Source organism: Luteolibacter flavescens (genome assembly GCF_025950085.1).
GTDB classification, from domain to species: Bacteria; Verrucomicrobiota; Verrucomicrobiia; order Verrucomicrobiales; family Akkermansiaceae; genus Haloferula; species Haloferula flavescens.
Genome location: NZ_JAPDDS010000001.1, coordinates 248,804 through 269,787, shown reverse-complemented (window position 1 = coordinate 269,787; position 20,984 = coordinate 248,804). Strand labels below are relative to the sequence as shown.

The following is a 20,984-nucleotide window of genomic DNA, read 5'->3' as shown; positions in this document are numbered from 1 at the left end:
CTCTCCGCCCTTGCTCACTCTCTCCAACCCTGCCGGCCTCTGGGCGCTCCTCGGGATTCCCGCGGTGCTGGCGATCCATTTCCTCCAGCGCCAGGCGGTCATCATCCCGATCTCCACGCTCTTCCTGTTAGAGAAGACCCAGCGTGAATCCGCAAGCGGTCGCCGCTTCGACCGGCTGATGAATTCCGTGCCGCTGTGGATGCAGCTCCTCGGCGTGCTGCTGCTCACCTGGCTGCTCGCGGAGCCCCGTTACCAGAAGGCACGGAGCACGCAGCGCGTGGCGATCGTCCTCGACTCGTCGGCATCCATGGCAGTCACCAGGGACAAGCTGAAGGAAAAGCTCGTCGCTTCCCTGCCCGATCTCCAAGGCCCCGCGACCGCTCTGGAACTCACCGTGCTGGAGAGCACGCCCGGCAAGCCGAAGCTCTACTCCGGGGACAATCCGGAGGACTTCGCGAAAGCGCTCGATGCATGGCAGCCCCGCTCCGGCCTGACCGATCCCTCGCAAGCGCTGCGGCTCGCACGCTCTCTCGTCGCACGCGAGGGCATCGTCGTTTACGTGACCGATACCCCGGTGGAGCAGCCGCCCTTCGACGCGCGTCTCCTTTCGCTCGGCGAACCCATCGACAATGTCGGCTTCACCGGTGTCGGCATCGCGGAGAAGGAAGGCGCGAAGGTCTTCCAAGCACTCGTGCGGAACTACTCTGCGTCCCGTGCCACGCGCACCTGGCAGGTCGAATTGCCGGACGGCACCCGCACCGAACCACGCAGCATCGACCTGGAGCCGAATGCCATCGTGACCCTGCAGGCTGCCTTCCCCGCACAGGCGGAGCGGATGAAGCTGCTGCTTTCGCCCGACACCTTCACGTTGGATGACGTGCTACCGATCGTGGTCCCGCAGCCGAAGAAGCTCGCGATCTTCGCCGCCACCGGCGGTGCCTACGAGGATCTGTCGAAGAAGCTCCTGCGCTCGCTGGAAGCCACCGAGTCCGTCAATGACACAGCGACTGCGGACCTGACGATCCTGTCCTACGATCCGCTCGACCCGGTGCTTCCGGGTGGCCATGCCATCGTCTTCGTGAAGGACGAGACCCAAGGCGGGGCCTATCTCAAGGGCGGCATCGTGGCGGAAAAGCACCCGCTCATTGACGCGCTCAACTGGCAGTCCCTGCTCGTCCGCGAGACCATCCAACTCCAGCGCCGCGAGAGCGACGACGTGCTGCTGTGGCAGGGCGAGCGCCCGCTGATCTTCCTGCGCGAGACCGATGCCACCGCGGACACGCCCGCATCACGTCAGCTCTGCTTCAATTTCGACCTGCGGCTTTCGAATGCCTCCACGCAGCCCGCCTTCATCGTGATGCTGCATCGCTTCGCGGAAGAATTGCGGGAGGCGAAGATCGCGCCGACCACCGAGCTGCTGGAAAGCGGCCAGCCCCTGACCCTCGCGGCGAATACCGGTGCCGAGGTGGCCGGGCTGACCGTGGAAACCCGGAACCTGGAGGGCAAGGAGGTGAAGACCGACACTCTCCCCGCGTCCGCACAGGTCAGGCTGGAGGCACCGCTGGAGGCCGGCTTCCTCAGCGTCCATCAGGGCGAGACCGCCCTGCTCACGGCCAGCGTTCATTTCGCGGACACGCGCGAGGCGGACTTCAGCGAATGCAAGCCAGCAGACACGATTGATCAGGGCAGTGCGGTCGCCGTGGAGCGCCACACCGATGAAGACCACTGGTGGCGCGCGTGGTTCCTCTTGCTGCTCGCCGCGCTGCTCGTTTCGTGGCATTTCACCCGGGAGCGCGAAGCCGCCAGGAAGCGCGCCGAACCCCAACCTGCCTGACCGACATGAAACTCCGCTGCCTCCCGCTGACGGTCCTGCCCCTGCTCGCCGCCTCCTGCACCACGACCACCGTCTACCGCCACACGAACGGCTCGCTGACGATTTCCCAGCGCGGGCTGAAGGCCGCCCCGTCCACCTATTGGGTCAATGGCGCAGGTGCCGGACGCATCACCACCGCGGGCGATCTCACGGTCTTCCGCAAGTTCACCCACAAGTCCGCGCCCGCCGTGCCGCTGAAATGCGACGGCTTCGTGGACGCCACGCGCAAGAAGGTGGAGATCCGCCTGGTCGAGAAACAAGGCGGCACCCTCTCGCAACCCTGGGTCAACGGCCGCTACAAGGTGATCGATGAAAACGCGCCCAAGCCCTTCTATCATTGGCTGATCCCATGACGAAATACGCCTGCGCCCTGGCTACCCTGCTGTGCGTTTCGTGCAGCTCGACCAAGACCTATTTGCACCCTGACCAGAGCATCACGATCAGCTCTCGCAATGCGTTCACTTCATGGGACCACTGGATTTCCCCGACAGATCCCGGCACGGTCACTCCAGCTTCAAAAATCAAACTGGGCTCACGCGAAAACATCAAGGTCCTCGGCTACAGGCCGATCAAATGCGAAGGCTTCATTGATCGCACGAAGGATGGCACAGTCCTCATCCAGTTAGCCATCGAAGAACAATGGGCAGGACGATGGAAAACGTTCTATTACAACGGCACACACCGACTGATCGAAGAATCATCCGGCCCGGAATCTTGATTCGGATCCGACCTTCCTTTTCCCTGGCATTCAACGCGTCATGACCTTCGGTTCTCCAGAGTGGTTCCTTTTGATTCCGGCCTTCCTGTTCATCGGGTGGTTCTGGAAGTCCCTGCGCCTGTGGTCGCCGCTGCGGCTCGTGCTCGTCCTGCTCGCGGCCTTCGGGCTCTCCGATCCGAAGATGAACGTGCAGGAGGATGCGCTGGATCTCTTCGTTCTGCTAGACCGCTCGGACTCCACCGAGAACCTGGTGGACAAGAATCTCACCGAGTGGAAGCAGCTAATCGAAAACGCAAAGCCCAGCCACCGCGACGAGGTCCACTACTTCAATTACGGCGCCGAGATCGCGGACGCCAGCAAGGACGACGTGACCTTCACTGGCTCCCGCAAGCTGACCCGCACCGGACTGGCGCTGTCACACATCACCGCGCTGACGGAAAAGAACCGTCCCTCGCGCGTGCTGCTTTTCACCGACGGCTTCGCCACCGAACCGCTGCACGAAGCCGCGGCGCAGCTCCAGACGCAGGGCATCCCCGTCGATTTCCGCCTGATCCGCGAGGAGACGCTCGATGACTTCCGCATGTCGCGTCTGGACATCCCGGAGCGAGTGCAGGCGGGTGAGCCCTTCCTGATCGCGGCCACCGTCCGCGGCTCGTCCGACACGGACGTCAACCTGATCATCCGCCGCGGCGACCAGACGCTGACGGAGACCAAGGTGAAGCTCGTCAATGGCGTGGGACGCGCCGAATTCACGGACCGCATCCCGCGCGCCGGGGCCTATCACTACGAGGCCGAGGTGGTGGTTGGCAGCGACTCCCCCTTCAAGGACGCGCATCCCGGGAACAACAAGATCTCGCGCTGGATCGAGATTGCCGGCGGTCCGCGTGTGCTGCTCGCAACGAAATACACGGATGACCCGGTGGCAAAGGTCCTCTCGTCGCTCAACTTCACCGTCGATGTCGTGACGGATCCCTCCGACTTGCGTCCCGGCCGCCTGACCGGGGCGCGTGCGGTGATATTCAACAATATCCCCGCCTTCGAGGTGCCGGGGGATTTCATGGACGCACTCGACTTCTTCGTGCGCGAGCAGGCGGGCGGGTTCCTGATGGCTGGCGGCAAGCAGTCCTTTGGCTCTGGTGGCTATTTCCAATCATCCCTCGATGCTCTCCTGCCCGTGTCGATGGAGTTGAAAACGGAGCACCGCAAGTTGGCCGTGGCGCTCGCGATCGTGCTCGACCGCTCCGGCTCGATGTCCGTCGGTGTCGCCGGCGGCATGGTGAAGATGGACCTCGCCAACAACGGTGCAGCCGACGCCATCGGCCTGCTCGGTCCCATGGATCAGGTCAGCGTCATCGCCGTGGACAGCGCACCGGAGATCGTCATCCCGCTCACGGAGGTGAAGAACAACCAGGCCAAGCTGCAACAAACCGCACGCAGCGTGAAGTCGATGGGCGGTGGCATCTACGTCTATGAGGGCCTGAAAGCCGCATGGGACGAGCTGAAGGACACCACCGTGGGCACCCGCCACGTGATCCTCTTTTCCGACGCGAACGACACGGAAGAGCCCGGCGATTACAAGCGGCTGCTGGCCGAAATGAAGAAGGAAGGCTGCACCGTCTCCGTCATCGGCATGGGCACGAAGGCGGACTCGGATGCGAAGCTGCTGGAAGAAATCGCCAAGCTCGGCGATGGCCGGATCTTCTTCGCCGACCAGCCGATGGACATCCCGAAGATCTTCGCGCAGGAGACCGTGACCATCGCCCGCTCCGCATTCATCGAGGATCCGGTGGCCGCACAACCGACCGGGCGGTGGGCGGAAATCTCGCCGAAGTTGCTCGAGTGGCTGCCGGAAGTGGATGGCTACAATCTTTCCTACGCCCGCGAGGACGCCACCACGTCGTTGGTCAGCCGGGACGAATATGTGGCACCGCTCGTCGCGCACGCGCGCCGCGGGCTGGGCCGCAGCGCTGCCGTGTCATTCCCGCTCGGCGGCGAGTTTTCACAGCGCATCCGGGACTGGCAGGGCTATGGCGACTTCGTCCAGACGATGACCCGCTGGCTGATGGGCATGGACCTGCCGCCGGGCATCGGCCTGAAGCACCGCCTGGACGGCACGCGCCTGACGCTGGATCTCCTCTACGATCCCGAGCAGTGGGCACAGAAGCTCTCCGCCATGCCGCCAAAGCTGCGCCTGCTGGAAAGCGGACCCGGCTCGGCTCCTTATGATGTCCCGTGGAAGCGCATCGCACCGGGACACTTCTCCGTGACGAAGGACCTCGATGAAGGCGCGATCGTCCGCGGCGCGATTCAGGTCGGTGAGCATGCGCTCCCTTTCGGTCCGGTCACCGTCGGTTCTTCTGTCGAGTGGTCGCTGGAGCCGGAGCGCTTGGCCGAGCTTCGCACGGTGGCCGCACAGACCGGCGGACGTGAATTGCTCAATCTCGAGGATGCGTGGCTGCGTCCGCCGAATCGCCAGGACGTCTCCCTGCGCATGTGGATCGCCCTCTCCATGCTGCTCTTGCTGGTGACCGAGGCTCTCCTCACCCGCACCGGATGGAAAATGCCGCTGCCTGCCATGCCGAACTTCGCGCCGCGGGAAAAGGTCGCCAAGCCGAAGAAGGTGAAGGAAGCCAAGCCCGCACCCGTTTTCGCGAAAGAGGAAGAAAAGCCCGCCATCACCGCTGCCGCCCCGCCGGAAGACAGCTCCGAACGCCGCTCCCGCTACCAGCGGGCAAAGGATCGCAAGTAGAGCTGTATCCACCCGGCCTTGCCAAGCAGGCACGGCCCGACGACAACGCTCCGGCATGCGCATCCTCATCTACGCCATGGGCAGTGCCGGGGATGTGCATCCCTTCGTCGGAGTCGGCAGGGCACTGCAGGCCCGTGGCCATGAGGTGATCGTCGCCACCAGTGCATTCTTCGAGGACGTGGTGCGCCGTGCCGGGCTGGGCTTCCGCGCGATGGGCACGGTGGCGGACTTCGAGCGGGTCCAAGGCGATCCTCACTTGTGGCATCCCACGAAAGCGCTCCCGTCGATCATCCGCCACGCGGTGAATCCAAGCTACGAGCCGATTCTCGAAGTCGCCCGCGAGCTCCACATTCCCGGAGAGACGGTGATCCTCGCGAGCTCGCTGGCATGGGCAACCATGTCCGTGCGCGAGCTGTTAGAGATCCCCGTGGTGAGCGTCCACCTTGCCCCGTCACTGTTCGCCAGCAGCTACCGGCAGCCCGTGATGCATGGCGCGCCGGTGCCGCAGTCGGCACCGCATTTCCTGAAACGCTTCCAGTGGTGGGTCGCAGGGAAAGTCGTGGATCATCACGTCCTGCCGGAGTTGAATCGCTTCCGCGCTCGTCATGGGCTGCCTGCCACAAGCGGCATCCTCCACGGCTGGCACTCGCCGGATCGTGTCATCGCGTTGTTTCCCGAGTGGTTCGGCCCGGCACAGCCGGACTGGCCGAAAAACGTGATCCAGACCGGTTTCCCGCTCTTCGATGAGAGCGGCCAGCGCGAGGTGCCGCAGGAACTCGAAGACTTCCTCAACGACGGCGATCCGCCGGTGGTCTTCACCCCGGGAAGCGCGATGGACCGCGGGCACTCGTTCTTCTCCGAGGCGGTGAAGGCGCTCACGTCCATCGGCAGGCGCGGCATTCTCATCAGCCGCTTTTCCGACACCATCCCGCCGAACCTGCCTAGCACCGTGAGGCATTTCCCCTACGTGCCCTTCAGCCAGGTCCTCCCCCGTGCTGCGGCGCTGGTCTATCACGGCGGGGTCGGCACCTGTGCGCAAGCGCTTCGCGCGGGCGTCCCGCAACTGCTGATGCCCATGGCCCACGACCAACTCGACAATCTGAGCCGCGTCGAGGATCTCGGGGTCGGCGGGGGATTGCACCCAAGGCAGTTCAAGGCCCGCAAGATCGCGTCCGTGCTGGAAGGCATGCTCGCGGATCCCTCGCTGAAACAACGGGCGCTGGACATTTCCGCTAGGTTCGATCCTTCGGGCTGGATGAATCGGACCTGCGATCTGATCGAGGAAATGAAGCCGTGAAACCGCTCTTGGCGAGCGCCCCGGTCTGCCTACAGTCCCGCCCATGTCATCGACTTTCGGCCACTCTTTCCGCATCCACACCTTCGGCGAATCGCACGGCGGCGGCGTGGGCGTGGTCATCGATGGCGTCCCGCCCCGCGTGCCGCTGAGCCTGGAAGACATCCAGCATGAGCTGGATCGCCGCCGTCCCGGCCAGAGCGAGATCGTCACGCCGCGCAAGGAAGCGGACAAGGCGGAGATCCTTTCCGGCCTCATCGATGGCCAGACGCTCGGCACCTCCATCGGCATTTTTGTCCGGAATGAGGACCAGCGCCCCGGTGCCTACGATGAGATGGCGGTGAAGTATCGCCCCTCCCACGCCGACTACACCTACGACGCGAAGTATGGCATCCGCGCGCTTTCCGGCGGCGGACGCGCCTCCGCCCGCGAGACCATCGGCCGCGTGGCCGGTGCCGCCGTGGCGAAGAAGGTGCTTGAGCACCTCTGCCCCGGCATCGAGGTGCTGGCCTGGGTGAAGTCCATCCACGACCTGAATGCCGACGTCGATCCCCTCTCCGTCACGAGCGCGGACATCGAGGGCAATATCGTCCGCACGGGCGACCTCGCGATGGTCGAGCCGATGATCGAGCGAATCAAGGCGGTCCGCGCCGAGGGGAACTCGGTGGGCGGCGTGGTGGAGTGTGTCATCCGCGGCTGCCCGCCCGGACTCGGTGAGCCTGTCTTCGACAAGCTGGAAGCGGACCTCGCCAAGGCCATGCTTTCCCTGCCCGCCACGAAGGGCTTCGAGGTCGGCTCCGGATTCGCGGGCACCCTGCTCACCGGCCGCGAGCACAATGACCCCTTCCGGATGGTGGACGGCAAGGTACGCACCACCAGCAACCGCTCAGGCGGCATCCAGGGCGGGATTTCCAACGGTGAAAACATCGTCTTCCGCGTCGCCTTCAAGCCGACCGCCACGATCATGACCTCGCAGGAGACCGTGACCAGTGCGGGCGAGAATACGGAGCTGGCCGGTCGCGGCCGCCACGATGCCTGCGTTCTCCCACGCGCCGTTCCGATGGTGGAGGCGATGGCCATCCTCGTCCTATGCGATCACCTGCTGCGCCAGCGCGGCCAGGTGGGCGGCTTCGCGGCTCCGGAAGCTTGATTCCAGCAAACGAAGAACATGCTTGCCGCACTGAATCTGGAGTCGATGCCACAGCTCAGCCTCGGCACCGCGGCGCTGCTGGTCTTCGCGGCCTGCGCGGTCTTCGCCATCTTGCGAGGATTGGTGAAGATGATCACGGGTTCGCTGGTGCTTTGCCTCAGCGGCGTCGCGGCCTATCTGGCGTGGCGTCATGCGCCGGTGATTCCCATCCCGGGCGGCCCGTGGATCGCCCCGATCACGGCGGGTCTGCTGTCGCTTTTCGTCCTGCGCGCCGTGCTGCGGTTCGTGGCCAGTCCCTTCAGCAAGTCCGGCGATGACGACGGCGAGCCGAAGAAACGCTCACCCCTGCGCTGGGCGCTCACGCTACTGACGAGCCTGGTCCCCGCTTCGCTGCTGTCCTTCACAGGCGTGACCGCCCTGAAGAACGTGGGGGCGGTCGCGGACATCCAGCGTTTCGTTGATGGTGAAAAGGCGAACTCCGGCAGCTCGGCTTTCCTCGCCGAGGTGAAGGAGGTCATCAACCGCGTGCTGCCGGAAGACTGGTTCCGCAACATCGATCCGCTGACGGAAGATGCCCGGGTGAATCTCGCGAAGCTGATCGCCCGCGGCGACAGCAAGCCCCCGCCGAAGGCCATCCCCGTGATGGAAGACCCGGAGATCCGCTCGCTCATCCTCCACGATCCCAAGTTGCGCGAGCTCGCCAAATCGAAGCGCTACGCCGACATTCTCCGCGATCCCCGGCTCGACCACGTGATGGCGAATCCGGACCTGAAGAAGCTGCTCGGGAACCTGCAGCTCTGAGTGACATAGGGCACCCCTCGCCCGTCGGCCGACCACAGCTTTGCCCCTTGGCACCACCCGCCCGGGCCTTCACGCTCCGCCCATGCGCATCGTTCACGCCGCCAACCTCCAGCTCGACAAGGATGGCGCGCACCTGTGGAACCAGGACCAGAAGATCCACCACGGCCTCGTCCGGCTGGGTCACTTCGTCTATCCCTTCTCGATCAATGACCGGGCGCGCATGCTCTCGCCGACGAAAAGCAAGACCTTTGGCAAGGGCCGGGCAAACAAGGCGCTGATCGAGACCTGCCGGAACGTCCATCCGGACCTGCTCATCCTCGGCCACGCGCAATACATCACCGCGGAGACGCTTCGGGAAATCCGTCGCATCCTGCCCGCGATACGGATCGGCCTTTGGTATGTCGATCCCCTCTGGGACGCTGATGAGACGAAGCACCTGCGCGACCGCTTGGAGGTTCTAGACGCGCTTTTTTGCTCCACCGGCGGAGAGTTGTTGGAAGCGCTCGCCCGGCCAAATTGCCCGGCTGCTTTCATCCCGAGCGCCGTCGATGCGGGCATTGAATGCCATCGCGCTTACGAAACACCGGATGCGGAAATCCTTCACGACCTGCTCTTCTTCGGTCGCGACAAGGGCGAGCCTGGACGCCGCGCCTTCCTACAAGAGCTGAAGGCAAAGCTGCCGGACCTGCGGGTCGGCTACTATGGTTGCCTGGACCAACCCGGCATCTTCGGCTGGGAAAAGGAGCAGGTCATCCGCCGCTCGAAGATGGCGCTGAACCTTTCCCGCCGCACCGATGTGGCTCTCTACTCGTCGTCCCGCATCGCCGAGCTCATGGGCAATGGCATCCTCACCCTCACACCCAGCGGTGCGGGACTCGAGGGGCTTTATGCGGAAGACGAGATCGCGTATTTCGACGGCATCGATGACCTCGCTGAGAAAGTACGATACTTCTCGGAGAACGACGGCCAGCGCCTCGCCATGGCGCGCAAAGGCTGGGAGCGGAATCACCGCGACTACAGCGGCACAGAGATCGCACGCTTCATCGTGGATCTCACGCTGGCTGACGAAGCCTGGAAGTCAGCCCCGTGGGCGGCTCACGTCTTTCATCCGGGAGCTTGAGCCGGCCCGCCAAGATCACTTTTTCTCGGCCATCACCGCGGCAGCGGTCAGCTCCACGAAGGAGCCCATCGCGCCCGTGTAGTGGATCCTCCGCGTACCATCGAGGACGTAGGCGAGCGGCCAGATACCCACGCGGTATTCGCCGGTCAGCTTGCCATCCGGATCGGAGAAATTGGGCCAGTCCACCAGCCCGGAAGCCTGGAGCTGACGCAGGGTAGCCTGCGGATCGCGGTTCACGCCGACGATCTCGAATGGCTGTCCCGAAAAACGCGCGCGGATCTTCTTCACCATGTCGCAAAGCTCCTCCGTGCCGATTTCCTCGGAGCGCCAGAAGAGCAGCACCACCGTCTTGCCCCGGTAGTCGGAGAGCTTCATCGGACGTCCGCCGGAGTCGGTGCCGGTCAGATCCGGTGCCTCGCGGCCCTTGCTGAGGAAGCGGATGATGTAGAGCTCGTCCTCCGCCAGCTTCGCGACGCTCACGCCATTCACCTCTACGTCGCTGCTTTCAATGATGGCCTTCTTCAGCATGGTCAGGCGGCGGCGCATCACCTCCGGTTCGTCGCTGAGGTCCTTCAGCAGCATGGCGATGCCGAGCGCGGCCACGCCTTGAACCTTCTTGTCCGGGTTTCCCCGCTCAATCTTTTCCAGCAAGGCGAGCGACGAGGGATCGGGCGAGGCCACCAGCGCGAGACACATCGGCGAGAGATTCTTGCTGGCCAAGTGATGCTTTTCCACCGCCGCACGGATTGCCACACCAGCATCGCCCAGCAGGGGCTTGGCCATGCCGTTCTCACCCACGGTCACCTGACCTGCGGAAATTTTCAGCAGCCATGCGGCGGGTTCCACAACCCACGCCTCGGCCAGATTCGGCTGGATCGCCGCCCACATCCGCTTCGCTGCCGCGGCTGCGTCCGGGCGTTCCTCGGCGACCTTTTTGCGCTCCGCGTCGCTGCCTGCCACGTGCAGTTTCAGCACCCATGCCTTGATATCCGCCTCGTAGGAACGACGGATGCCGTCCGCCTGCTGGGGTGTCCCGGCGTGGGCGGAAAGGCTGCCGGCCACGAGGACCGACGCGACGAGGAGTGGGAAACGCATGCCTCACGCTAGCTGCCCTCCCGCCCGTGACAAGCCCTTGGCTCAGGGTGTCTCACACATCCCGGACATGAAAACGCCCCGACCTTCCGGACGGGGCGCTCGTTTGAATCAGTCTGTCGGCAACGGCTCAGATCTCCGCGACCGGGAGGCTCGACACTTCCTCGCGGACCTTCTCGGCGAGAAGCGTCGAGAGGTAGCGCTCGGTCGAGGAGGCACCGATGGTGACGATGCGTTTGCCTGCGAATTCCGGGCGTTTCGCGAGCTGGATGGCGGCCCAGACGTTCGCTCCCGTGGAGATGCCAGCCGGGATGCCTTCCTCGGTGTTGAGAGCCTGCGCGGTGGCAAAGGCGTCCTCGTTGGTCACCTGGATCACATCGTCGATGATGTCCACATTGAGGTTCTTCGGGATGAAGCCGGCACCAATCCCCTGGATCATGTGCGGACCCGGCTTCAGCTCCTCGCCGTTGCGGAATTGCGTGATGACCGGGCTGGCCACCGGCTCCACGGCGAAGGTCTTCAGGTCCGTGCGTCCCTTGATGACCTCGGAGACACCGGTGATGGTGCCACCGGTGCCGATGCCTGCGACGAAAGCGTCGATCTTGCCATCGGTGTCGCGCCAGATTTCCTCGGCGGTCGTCTCGCGGTGGATCTGCGGGTTCGCGGGATTCTCGAACTGGCCGGGACCGAATGAGCCCGGGTTTTCCTCAAGGAGCTGCTTCGCCTTCGCGATCGCACCGCCCATGCCGCGCGCACGTGGCGTCAGCACGATCTCGGCACCCAGCAGGCGCAGCAGCACGCGGCGCTCGATCGACATGCTCTCGGGCATCGTGAGGATGCAGCGGTAGCCTTTCGCGCGGGCCACGAAGGCGAGCGCGATGCCGGTGTTGCCGGAGGTGGGCTCGATGATCAGCCCGCCGGGCTTGAGAGAGCCTTCCTTTTCGGCGGTCTCGATCATCGCCTTGCCGATACGGTCCTTCACACTGAAGAGCGGGTTGAAGAACTCGGCCTTCAGCAGCACCTCGGCACCGAGGCCCTGGGTCAGCTTGTTCAGGCGGATGAGCGGGGTGTTGCCAACGGTGGCAACCATGGAGTCTGCGATTGGCATAGCTTTATGGGGCGGTATGTTGGATGAGAGTCTGAGGGGGGCTGGCCGCGGAATGCGACGGAAAAACAGGGCAAATTACGTCACGGCCGGTCACGACGGATCGCCGTCCGGCAGCCCCGCCATCCGGGCGAGACATGCCGGTATGGATCCCTCCGCCTACTCTAACATGTGATCGCCTGCGCGGGGATTTCATGGAAAGAGCGACGAACGGAGGCTGGCTTTAGATCTGGAAGTCCGAGTTGCCGGAGTCCAGGTGGAGACCGCACTCATACTTCTCGCCATTGAAGCGGGTCTCCTCAGCGGAGAGTCCGTTCACCGCGGGAACGGTGCTGTGCCAATCGCCCATGGTGACGTAGCCCTCCGCCTCCAGCGGGTGATGCGGCAGGTCATGCTGGTTCATGAAAACCGAGACCTGCGCGTCTGCCCAATCGAGGATCGGGTAAACCTTCAGCGTCTTCTTCTGCTGCTCGGCGAAGGCCCGCGCGGCACGCGTGCTGGACTGGCTGCGGCGCACCCCGCTGATCCAGACGTCGGCTCCGAGTTCCTTCAGCGCCCGGTCCATCGGTTCGACCTTCGTGAAGACGCCATACTTGGCAAGGCCCTCCTTCCCCTGCTCCCACAGCTTTCCGTAGAGGGCTTCCATGCGGGCGGAAGAATGGGTGGGATGATAGATGCGGAGATCCGTGCCCAGCTCCTTCACGAGCTGGTCGGCATAGCGGTAGGTCTCCGGGAAGTGATACCCGGTATCGATGAAGATGACCGGGATCTCCGGTGCATTGTCAGCGATGAGCTTCAGCATGACGGCCGCCTGCAGGCCGAAGCTGGTCGAGGCAACCAACCGGCTGCCGTAGTGCTGGTGCAGGAGCTTGAGCCGCTCGCCGGCCTTCAGGCGGGCGAGTTCGTCCGAGAGCGCTTCGGCTTCGGTCGGGGTGGCGATGCGAGTGATGGTGGACATTTTGATAAACCGCGATGAACGCGAGGGAATGAATTGAAATCGAAAAACGGAAAGACGGAGCGGTGGGTCGGCCTAAGGACGACACCGCTGGTATCCGGTTTCACATTCCCTGTGGTTCATGGTCGGTTCAGTTCTTGAGGGCCTCTTCCTTGATGTTCTTGTGGAAGTCGGAGCCCTGCTTGGTTTCGGCGACGATGCCGGCGCGGATGACGTAGTCACCGAAGTGTTCGCCTGCATTCCGCTCCTTGGCAAATCGCTGGATGATGGGAGACAGGAGCCCGCGGATCTCGTTCGAGTGGATGTCTTGGCGGTAGAGCTTGCTGAGCCGCTGGCCCGCGTGCCCGCCGCCGAGGTAGAGATTGTAGCGGTCCGGACCGCGACCGACGAAGCCGATCTCGGAGATGAAGGGACGGCCGCAACCGTTCGGGCAACCCGTCATGCGGATCGTGATAGAGTCGTGGCGAAGGCCGGCGTTTTCCAGCTCTTCTTCCAGCTCGGTCACCACTTCCGGCAGGTAGCGTTCGGCCTCTGCGAGTGCCAGGCCGCAGGTTGGCAGGGCAACACAGGCGATCGAGGCCAGTCGCAGCGCGCTGCGCTCGTGGCTGTGATGCATGCCGTATTTCTCCAGCAGCGCCTCGATCTCCGATCGCTTCTTCGCGGAGATGTTCGCGATGATGAGGTTCTGGTTCGCGGTCAGGCGGAAGTCGCCATCATGGATCTTCGCGATCTCCAGCAAGCCCGTGCGCATCGGGTAGGCGGGCGTGTCGAGCACGCGGCCACCCTCGATGAAAAGCGTGTAGTGGAAGTTGCCATTCTCATCCTCGACCCAGCCGAAGCGGTCACCGTTGTCGGTGAATTCGTAAGGTCGCACCGGGCCGAGCTCGTAGCCGAGATACTCGTTGAGCTTTGCCAGGATCCACTCCGGGCCGCGGTCATCCACCGTGTACTTGAAGCGCGAATGCTTGCGGTCCGTGCGGTCGCCGAAGTCGCGCTGCACCAGCACCACCTTCTCGGCCACGTCCACGATCTGGTCTGCGGAGCAGAAGCCGATCACGTCGGCGAGGCGCGGGTACGTCGCCTCGTTGCCGTGGGTCGAACCCATGCCACCACCGACGGCCACGTTGTAGCCGACCAGCTTGTCGTTCTCGACGATCGCGATGAAGGAGAGGCAGTTCGCGAAGATGTCCACGTCGTTGCTCGGTGGCACGGCGATGGTGATCTTGAACTTCCGGGGCAGGTAGGTTTTGCCGTAGATGGGCTCCTGCTCTTCCTCCTCGGAAGTCTCGATCTTCTCACCGTCCAGCCAGATCTCGTGGTAGGCACGCGTTGCCGGGGTGAGGTGCGTGGAGATGTCCTGCGCCGCCTTTAGCACCTCGGCATGCACCGACGAGAGATACGGGTTCGGATTGCACATCACGTTGCGGTTCACGTCACCGCATGCCGCGACGGTGTCCATCGCCGCCTGATTGATCTCCTTGATCGTGCGCTTCAGGTTCGTCTTGATGATACCGTGGAACTGGAAGGCCTGGCGCGTCGTCAGCTTGATGGTGCCATTCGCGAATTGGGTCGCGAGGCGATCCGTCTCGATCCACTGGTGCGGGGTGGCCACGCCACCGGGCACGCGGATGCGGATCATGAAGGAGTAGGCCTTCTCGAGGCGGTGCTTGCGCCGCTCGTTGCGGGTATCCCGGTCATCCTGCTGGTAGGTGCCGTGGAACTTCAACAACTGCTGGTCATCCTCCGACATCGAGCCGGTGGACTGGTCGGCGAGACCTTCCTTGATGGTGCCGCGCAGGTAGTTCGAGCGCGTCTTGATGCCTTCGTTGGCGGAGAGTTTCTTTTCGCTCATAGCGTCTGAAAATTGGATCTTGGGTATCTGACTCGATGCTTGGTCAGTAGACGTCGCGTTGGTAGCGCTTCGATTTCTTCAGGTCCTCGACGTAGGCCTCGGCGACCTCGCGGGAGAAGCCGCCCTCCTTCTCCACAACGGAGATGAGGGCCTCGTGGACGTCGCTGGCCATGCGCGAGGCATCGCCGCAGACGTAGAAGTGCGCGCCTTCCTGGAGCCAGCCGTAGAGCTCCTTCGCGCGGTCCAGCATGCGGTGCTGGACATACACCTTCTCCGGTTGGTCGCGGGAGAAGGCCACATCGAGCTTGGTCAGGTTCCCCTCCTTGAGGTGATCCTGCCATTCGGTCTGGTAGAGGAAGTCGTAGGTATAGTGCTGGTCGCCGAAGAACAGCCAGTTCTTGCCCGGTTTGCCGGTTGCACCACGCTGTTCGACGAAGGCACGGAATGGCGCGACACCGGTGCCCGGTCCGACCATGATCACCGGCGTGTCCGACGATGCGGGCAGGCGGAAGTTCTTGTTCTGGTGCGTGTAGACCGGGACCTTGCCACCCTTCGCCACGAGGTCGGCGAGATAGGTCGAGGCCACGCCCTTCTTCGGCTGGCCATGGGCCTGATAGCGCACGGAGGCAATGGTCAGGTGCACCTCACCCGGATGCGCCAGCGGACTGGAGGCGATCGAGTAAAGACGCGGCGGCAGCTTCCGGAAAATCGTCACCAGCTCCGCGGCACCGACGCCACCGGAGGCGAAGTCGGTGATCGCGTCGGCGATCCAGCGGCCCCATTGGTAATCCTTGAGCTGGTCCTTCGCGTCATCGGCGAGGAGCGCGGCCAGCTTGTCCGATCCGGAGATCGCCTGCAGCTTGGTCAGCACCGCGCGGGAAAGAGCGGTGATGTCGAGGTCCTCGCGGAGGGCATCGGCGAGGATCTTTTGCCCCACGCCCTTCACCTCCACGGACTCGCTGCCGGAGAGCTTCGCAGCCTTGAGGATGCCTTCGACGATGTCCGGCGCATTCACCGGCACGACGGCAAGCGCATCGCCTGCGTCGTAGGTGAGGCCGGAGCCTTCCAGGGAGAGCTCGTAGTGCCACGTTTCCTTGGTCGTGCCCTTGCCATTCAGCAGCACTTTTTCCAGAAGCTCCGAGGGGAAAGGATTCTTCTTCCCATACTCCTCGGCAACGTGCGTCGCAGCGGGAGCGGCCACTACGGCGGCGGCCGGGGCAGCCGGGCCGAAAGACTTCAGCGCGGCGGCAAGCCACTCGGCATGCGGTTGCTCATACTCCACGTCGCAATCCTGACGCGGGGCAATGCGGGTCGCGCCGAGCGCTTCGAGGCGTGCATCGACGTCCTTCCCGATCTGGCAAAACTTCTCATAGGCCGTGTCGCCGAGCGCGCAGACCGAGAAGCGGACCGCAGGCAGATGGACTGCCGAGCCATTCATGAATTCCTTGTAGAAGGACGTCGCGCTTTCCGGCGGTTCGCCGTCACCCCAGGTGCTGACGATCACCAGCAGGTTTTCCACCTTGGCGAGATCGGCCGGGGAAATGTCCGACATGTTCTTCACGGTGGCTTGGAAGCCCTTCTTCTTCGCTTCCTTTGCTGACAGATCTGCCAGCTTTTCGGAATTCCCGGATTCGGAGCCGTAGAGCACGGTCAGCTTCAGCGAGCTTGCGGGTGCGGATATCGGGGCCGCGGCAGACACCGGCGCGGCGGAGAGGAATCCTGCCAGCCAGAAGCGCTGGGACGCATCAAGGCCAGCCAGCGCCAGATCGACGGCGCGGCGTTGGTCGGGAGAGAAGGGAGCGTGCTCGGGAAGCATTACCTTAGTTACTTGCTCAGGTTTATATGGTTTCGGGCGGAGCATTCACGTGCCCCACCCCGCGTGCAAGGGGAAATTCCGCGGAAGGAGCAATTTGCCACCCTATTTCCATCTTGCCAATCCAATCGATTCGCCCGCACTGCGAATGCCGGAACTCTCTAACGGGCAAGAAACGATGGGTGCCCTGCGGAGTCCGATGGAATGCACTCCACAGGCATCGACTCGTGTCACCACCTCAAGCTGCCGTTTGACAGCTAACGGATGCCCCCTATTTTCGCGGAACCCCGATGGGCCACATCTCCGACCTTGACCCCGCCTTCCGTTCCCATGCGCCAGGATACTGGCCCGCGGAGGCGATGACCGAATGGCATGACCACACTTGGCAGCTCAAGAACCGCGTTTCCTCGCTGTCCGCGCTGGAAGCACGCATCAAGCTGACCGACGAGGAACGCGCCGGCGTCCTGCTCGCAGGCACCAAGCTGGCGATGTCGATCACGCCGCATTTCTTCAACCTGATCGATCCGAATGACCCGGACTGTCCGATCCGCCGCCAGGTGATTCCGCGCCTTGAAGAGGGCTGGGATGCTCCGGAGGAAATGGCCGACCCGTGCGGCGAGGACTCGCACATGCCAGTGCCGGGCCTCGTCCACCGCTACCCGGATCGCGTCCTCTTCCTCGTGACGGACCGCTGCGCTTCCTACTGCCGCTACTGCACCCGCTCACGGGTGGTCTCCGGCGTGGGCGACCAGCATCTGGAAACACAGTGGGAAGCCGCCTTCAAGTATCTGGAGGAGCACACGGAAGTCCGCGACGTGCTGCTTTCCGGCGGAGATCCCCTGCTCTTCTCGGATGCGAAGTTGGAAAAGATCCTCAGCCGCATCCGCGCGATCCCGCACATTCAGTTCCTGCGCATCGGCTCGCGCATCCCGATCTTCCTGCCGCAGCGGATCACGCCGCAGCTCTGCGAGATGCTGAAGAAGTATCATCCGCTCTTCATTTCCGTGCACACGAATCACCCCCGCGAACTGACGCTGGAGGTGAAGGAAGCGCTCGGCCGTCTGGCCGATGCGGGTGTCCCGCTCGGCAACCAGAGCGTGCTGCTGAAGGGCGTCAACGACTCCGTGGAGGTCCAGAAGGCGCTCGTTCACAAGCTGCTGATGTGCCGTGTGCGCCCCTACTACCTCTATCAGTGCGACCTGATCCGCGGATCGTCCCACCTGCGGACGTCCGTGTCGAAGGGCCTTGAACTCATCGAGGGTCTGCGCGGCCACACCACCGGCTATGCCATCCCGCAATTCGTGATCGATGGCCCCGGCGGCGGCGGCAAGATCCCGCTCAACCCGAACTATGTCGTCCATCGCGACCGCGAGAAAACCGTGCTGCGGAACTATGAAGGCGAGATCTTCGAGTATCCGGAGCCGACCACGATCCCGTCGCTGGAAGTCGAGCGCTTGAAGGAGCAATCGACCTGCTGCCCTTGAGGCAAGGTTGTCATTCTAACGATTGCCGGGGTGCCAGCACTTGCAACCCGGCAATCGTGCGTCACGGTAGCGGCGCATGACTTGGAACGACCGTTTTCTCGATCTCTTCGACCGCAGCGTGAAGCGCTACCAATCCGGCGACAAGGACTTCACCGGCTACTATGATGCCAGCGATTCCGCGCTGCTTGCCGAGATCGGCTACAAGCCCCGTGAGTTCTTCGACTTCGTGGAGGACTTCTGCGAGGAAGCCACACCTTCCCCCTCGACCGCCCTGCTGATCGCCGCGGCCCGCAAGGACTACTTCGAAGTGGTCATGAAGGGTCAGCCCGGCGAGAAGGAACTGACGAGGGACGACATCCCCACCTTCGGCGACGAACTCGATGGCATCGCCTATCTGCCCCGCATCCTCGTGAAGGCGAAGGCAAAGCTGCGTGGTGAACTCGATCCGGACCTGATGTACGGCTGCGGCGGCGACCGGGCCTTCCTGCAGCGCAATGGCGACCGCCATCCCGCCGACTTCCTTCGCCAAGTATGGGCGGCGGACGGCGACGACAGCAAGGTGCTGGCTTGGCTGAAGTCTTGATTCGCTGCGCTTTCGATGCAAAACCGCGTCGTAGCTCTTGGGAAGTGGCTCTTCACGAGTCACTTCCCAATCGTTGAGTGAATATATTTTCGCTGCAAAACTAGCAGTGAACCAACGGCGAAGGCATTGCGCGGGATGCTGGATCCGGCCTTGTGAATTTTAGAGCCGGGTGGCGGGGGAGCAGCGGATTTCAGCGGAATTGATGGCGACGGCCCGGATGGCGGGCGGGGTCCTGTCGCGACTTCGCGAGAGGTTTGGCTGAAGCTGGTGTTTTTAAAGACACGCAAGGGTTTCCAAGGCGCTTTGCCCGTTGCTGGCGTGGATTCGCGCTGGCCGTGCCGCCACCGGGTGCTCATTATTTTCGAAAGCCGAACAATGACGACTGAAGAACTGCAGGACCGGATCGCCGCTAGCAGCGGCTGGATCGCCGCCGTGAAAGAGGAGATGGGCCGCGTGCTGGTCGGCCAGGAGCGACTGGTGGACCGCCTGATCGTCGGCCTGCTCTGCAATGGCCACATCTTGCTGGAAGGTGTGCCCGGCCTCGCCAAGACCCTCGCCGTGAAGGCCCTCTCCGGCGCTCTGGATGCCAGCTTCGCGCGCTTCCAGTTCACCCCCGACCTGCTGCCCGCTGACCTGCTTGGCACCATGGTTTACAATCCCCAGGAGGCAAAATTCACGCCAAAACTGGGACCGATCTTTAACAACCTCATCCTCGCGGACGAAATCAACCGCTCGCCCGCCAAGGTGCAGTCGGCGCTGCTTGAGGCCATGCAGGAAAAGCAGGTCACGCTGGCCGATACGACTTACCGCCTGCCCGAGCCCTTCCTCGTGCTCGCCACGCAGAACCCGATCGACCAGGAGGGCACCTACCAACTCCCTGAAGCTCAGCTCGACCGCTTCCTGCTCAAGGTGAGCGTCGGCTACCCGACCAAGGACGAGGAACTCCAGGTGCTCGACCGCATGGCCACCTCCGCTGCGCCCTATCAGACGAAGACGGTGGCTAGCCCCGCGCAGGTCGCCGAGTCCCGGACGCATGTGAACCAGATCTACATCGATCCTGCGGTCCGTGAATATATCGTCGATCTGATCCGCGCGACGCGCTTCCCGGCGAAGATCGACAGCGGCCTGAAGCATCTTCTCCGCACCGGTGCCTCTCCCCGCGGCACGATCAATCTCGCCCTCACAGCCCGCGCCCGCGCCTTCTGCGTCGGCCGCGCCTACGTGACCCCCCAGGACGTGAAGGACATGGCGCACGACGTCCTCCGCCACCGTATCCTGCTCAGCTACGAGGCCGAGGCCGAGGAAGTGACCACCGACCAAGTGCTGGATCGCATCCTCTCGAAGGTGCCGGTGCCTTGAAGACGCAAGACTTCGAGACCCAAGACGCAAGATCTCAAACCATGATGCGGCGCGCGAACGACGGGACCAGCACGGCTCACTGGATATCCTCCAGTCTTGCGTCTTGTGTCTCCCGGTCTTGCGTCTCTTTCCCATGACTCACGACGAGCACATCGAGGAGGTGATGAACCGGGTCCGGAAGCTGGAGCTGAAGGCCCGGCGTCTGGTGAAGGAAACCTTTGCCGGCGAATACCAGTCGTCCTTCCGCGGCCAGGGCCTCGATTTCGACGACTTCCGCGAATACGCGCACGGCGATGAAATCCGTTTCATCGACTGGAATGTCACCGCCCGGATGGGGTCTCCCTTTATCCGGAAATTCCGGGAGGAGCGTGAGCTCTCGGTGATCCTCGCGGTGGACATCTCCGGCTCCGGGGACTTCGGCAGCGTGCATTTCTCGAAGCGCGAGGCCGCTGCGGAGGCTGCCGCCATCCTCGGCTTCAGCGCGGCGGGCAATGGCGACAAGGTCGGCCTGCTGCTCTTCGCCCACGAGCCCATCCTCTTCGTTCCGGCGGCAAAGGGCACCCGTCATGTGCTGCGGATCGTCCGCGAGATCCTGATGGCCCAGCCGGACAAGCCGGGCACCTCCATCCGCTCGGCTTGTGATTTCCTGATCACCTCGCTCCGCAAAAAGGCCTTCGTCGTCCTGATCTCTGATTTCTTCGACGACCCGCTCGACAAGCCCCTCGGGAAGCTCTCCCGCAAGCACGAGACCATCGCCCTGCAGGTGACGGACCCCCTCGAAATGACGCTGCCGAAGGCTGGTAAAGTGGTCTTCACCGACCCTGAAACCGGCTGGGAAGCGCAGATCAACACGAACAACGCCAATCTGCGCATGGGCTACGAAAAGCTGATGCGCCGCCAGATGGAGGGCGTCCGCGACACCTGCAAGAAAAACGGCATCGACCACGCGCAGATCTCCACCGATCGCGACCGCCTCGGCGATCTCCACCGTCTCCTCAAGAAACGCGCCCGCAGGCGCTCCCGCTGATCTCATCCC

17 protein-coding genes are annotated in these 20,984 nt (G+C 63.5%); 12 read left to right on the top strand and 5 right to left on the bottom strand.

Going from position 1 to position 20,984, the window contains the following annotated elements; all coding sequences use genetic code 11:
* Nucleotides 1-10: 10 nt before the first annotated feature.
* From OKA04_RS01115 to OKA04_RS01080, 8 genes are all read left to right on the top strand, one after another.
* Complete coding sequence (locus OKA04_RS01115; protein ID WP_264499271.1) at nucleotides 11-1,834, top strand: DUF7407 domain-containing protein; 1,824 nt, start codon at nucleotides 11-13, stop codon at nucleotides 1,832-1,834.
* 5 nt (nucleotides 1,835-1,839) lie between these two features.
* Entirely contained in the window at nucleotides 1,840-2,226 is a 387-nt protein-coding gene (locus OKA04_RS01110; RefSeq protein WP_264499270.1) for a hypothetical protein, read from the top strand.
* Nucleotides 2,223-2,591, top strand: a complete 369-nt coding sequence (locus OKA04_RS01105; RefSeq protein WP_264499269.1) for a hypothetical protein — start codon at nucleotides 2,223-2,225, stop codon at nucleotides 2,589-2,591. The genes OKA04_RS01110 and OKA04_RS01105 overlap by 4 nt, the downstream gene beginning before the upstream one ends.
* 40 nt (nucleotides 2,592-2,631) lie before the next feature.
* On the top strand, nucleotides 2,632-5,340 hold the full coding sequence (locus OKA04_RS01100) for a VWA domain-containing protein (RefSeq protein WP_264499268.1): 2,709 nt from the start codon (nucleotides 2,632-2,634) through the stop codon (nucleotides 5,338-5,340).
* A 55-nt stretch (nucleotides 5,341-5,395) separates the two neighbouring features.
* Complete coding sequence (locus OKA04_RS01095; protein ID WP_264499267.1) at nucleotides 5,396-6,637, top strand: glycosyltransferase; 1,242 nt, start codon at nucleotides 5,396-5,398, stop codon at nucleotides 6,635-6,637.
* 43 nt (nucleotides 6,638-6,680) lie between these two features.
* Nucleotides 6,681-7,784 (top strand): chorismate synthase, encoded by a 1,104-nt coding sequence (gene aroC, locus OKA04_RS01090; RefSeq protein ID WP_264499266.1) that lies wholly within the window; start codon nucleotides 6,681-6,683, stop codon nucleotides 7,782-7,784.
* Nucleotides 7,785-7,802: 18 nt separating this feature from the next.
* Nucleotides 7,803-8,585, top strand: a complete 783-nt coding sequence (locus tag OKA04_RS01085) for a hypothetical protein (RefSeq protein ID WP_264499265.1) — start codon at nucleotides 7,803-7,805, stop codon at nucleotides 8,583-8,585.
* An 82-nt stretch (nucleotides 8,586-8,667) separates the two neighbouring features.
* Nucleotides 8,668-9,705 (top strand): glycosyltransferase family protein, encoded by a 1,038-nt coding sequence (locus tag OKA04_RS01080; RefSeq protein ID WP_264499264.1) that lies wholly within the window; start codon nucleotides 8,668-8,670, stop codon nucleotides 9,703-9,705.
* Between the two features lie 15 nt (nucleotides 9,706-9,720).
* Here OKA04_RS01080 and OKA04_RS01075 read toward each other — a convergent pair whose 3' ends face one another.
* The 5 genes from OKA04_RS01075 to OKA04_RS01055 all read right to left on the bottom strand — a co-directional run bounded on the left by OKA04_RS01075 (nucleotide 9,721) and on the right by OKA04_RS01055 (nucleotide 16,525).
* Complete coding sequence (locus OKA04_RS01075) at nucleotides 9,721-10,800, bottom strand: peroxiredoxin family protein (protein WP_264499263.1); 1,080 nt, start codon at nucleotides 10,798-10,800, stop codon at nucleotides 9,721-9,723.
* Between the two features lie 127 nt (nucleotides 10,801-10,927).
* Nucleotides 10,928-11,905 (bottom strand): cysteine synthase A, encoded by a 978-nt coding sequence (gene cysK / locus OKA04_RS01070; protein ID WP_264499262.1) that lies wholly within the window; start codon nucleotides 11,903-11,905, stop codon nucleotides 10,928-10,930.
* 220 nt (nucleotides 11,906-12,125) lie between these two features.
* Nucleotides 12,126-12,860, bottom strand: a complete 735-nt coding sequence (locus OKA04_RS01065; protein WP_264499261.1) for a phosphoadenylyl-sulfate reductase — start codon at nucleotides 12,858-12,860, stop codon at nucleotides 12,126-12,128.
* Nucleotides 12,861-12,987: 127 nt separating this feature from the next.
* Entirely contained in the window at nucleotides 12,988-14,709 is a 1,722-nt protein-coding gene (locus tag OKA04_RS01060; RefSeq protein ID WP_264499260.1) for an NADPH-dependent assimilatory sulfite reductase hemoprotein subunit, read from the bottom strand.
* A gap of 43 nt (nucleotides 14,710-14,752) precedes the next feature.
* Nucleotides 14,753-16,525, bottom strand: a complete 1,773-nt coding sequence (locus OKA04_RS01055) for a diflavin oxidoreductase (protein WP_264499259.1) — start codon at nucleotides 16,523-16,525, stop codon at nucleotides 14,753-14,755.
* Between the two features lie 287 nt (nucleotides 16,526-16,812).
* On the opposite strand from OKA04_RS01055, the gene OKA04_RS01050 reads away from it, so the two are divergent.
* The 4 genes from OKA04_RS01050 to OKA04_RS01035 all read left to right on the top strand — a co-directional run bounded on the left by OKA04_RS01050 (nucleotide 16,813) and on the right by OKA04_RS01035 (nucleotide 20,975).
* Nucleotides 16,813-18,006 (top strand): KamA family radical SAM protein, encoded by a 1,194-nt coding sequence (locus tag OKA04_RS01050; RefSeq protein ID WP_264499258.1) that lies wholly within the window; start codon nucleotides 16,813-16,815, stop codon nucleotides 18,004-18,006.
* 76 nt (nucleotides 18,007-18,082) lie between these two features.
* A complete protein-coding gene (locus tag OKA04_RS01045; protein ID WP_264499257.1) occupies nucleotides 18,083-18,589 on the top strand; it encodes a DUF5069 domain-containing protein in 507 nt (168 codons plus the stop codon).
* Between the two features lie 375 nt (nucleotides 18,590-18,964).
* Nucleotides 18,965-19,948 carry an AAA family ATPase gene (locus OKA04_RS01040; RefSeq protein ID WP_264499256.1) on the top strand — a complete coding sequence of 328 codons (984 nt, stop codon included), beginning with the start codon at nucleotides 18,965-18,967 and terminating at the stop codon, nucleotides 19,946-19,948.
* Nucleotides 19,949-20,081: 133 nt separating this feature from the next.
* Complete coding sequence (locus OKA04_RS01035) at nucleotides 20,082-20,975, top strand: DUF58 domain-containing protein (protein ID WP_264499255.1); 894 nt, start codon at nucleotides 20,082-20,084, stop codon at nucleotides 20,973-20,975.
* The last annotated feature ends 9 nt before the right edge of the window (nucleotides 20,976-20,984 follow it).

Excerpts from the sequence above, each read along its gene's own strand:
- OKA04_RS01045 (WP_264499257.1), top strand. The coding sequence starts at position 18,083 with ATGACTTGGAACGACCGTTTTCTCGATCTCTTCGACCGCAGCGTGAAG.
- OKA04_RS01095 (WP_264499267.1), top strand. The coding sequence starts at position 5,396 with ATGCGCATCCTCATCTACGCCATGGGCAGTGCCGGGGATGTGCATCCC.
- OKA04_RS01105 (WP_264499269.1), top strand. The coding sequence starts at position 2,223 with ATGACGAAATACGCCTGCGCCCTGGCTACCCTGCTGTGCGTTTCGTGC.
- OKA04_RS01040 (WP_264499256.1), top strand. The coding sequence starts at position 18,965 with ATGACGACTGAAGAACTGCAGGACCGGATCGCCGCTAGCAGCGGCTGG.
- OKA04_RS01085 (WP_264499265.1), top strand. The coding sequence starts at position 7,803 with ATGCTTGCCGCACTGAATCTGGAGTCGATGCCACAGCTCAGCCTCGGC.
- OKA04_RS01065 (WP_264499261.1), bottom strand. The coding sequence starts at position 12,860 with ATGTCCACCATCACTCGCATCGCCACCCCGACCGAAGCCGAAGCGCTC.
- OKA04_RS01110 (WP_264499270.1), top strand. The coding sequence starts at position 1,840 with ATGAAACTCCGCTGCCTCCCGCTGACGGTCCTGCCCCTGCTCGCCGCC.
- aroC (WP_264499266.1), top strand. The coding sequence starts at position 6,681 with ATGTCATCGACTTTCGGCCACTCTTTCCGCATCCACACCTTCGGCGAA.
- OKA04_RS01050 (WP_264499258.1), top strand. The coding sequence starts at position 16,813 with ATGGGCCACATCTCCGACCTTGACCCCGCCTTCCGTTCCCATGCGCCA.
- OKA04_RS01100 (WP_264499268.1), top strand. The coding sequence starts at position 2,632 with ATGACCTTCGGTTCTCCAGAGTGGTTCCTTTTGATTCCGGCCTTCCTG.
- OKA04_RS01035 (WP_264499255.1), top strand. The coding sequence starts at position 20,082 with ATGACTCACGACGAGCACATCGAGGAGGTGATGAACCGGGTCCGGAAG.
- OKA04_RS01075 (WP_264499263.1), bottom strand. The coding sequence starts at position 10,800 with ATGCGTTTCCCACTCCTCGTCGCGTCGGTCCTCGTGGCCGGCAGCCTT.
- OKA04_RS01055 (WP_264499259.1), bottom strand. The coding sequence starts at position 16,525 with ATGCTTCCCGAGCACGCTCCCTTCTCTCCCGACCAACGCCGCGCCGTC.
- OKA04_RS01060 (WP_264499260.1), bottom strand. The coding sequence starts at position 14,709 with ATGAGCGAAAAGAAACTCTCCGCCAACGAAGGCATCAAGACGCGCTCG.
- cysK (WP_264499262.1), bottom strand. The coding sequence starts at position 11,905 with ATGCCAATCGCAGACTCCATGGTTGCCACCGTTGGCAACACCCCGCTC.
- OKA04_RS01080 (WP_264499264.1), top strand. The coding sequence starts at position 8,668 with ATGCGCATCGTTCACGCCGCCAACCTCCAGCTCGACAAGGATGGCGCG.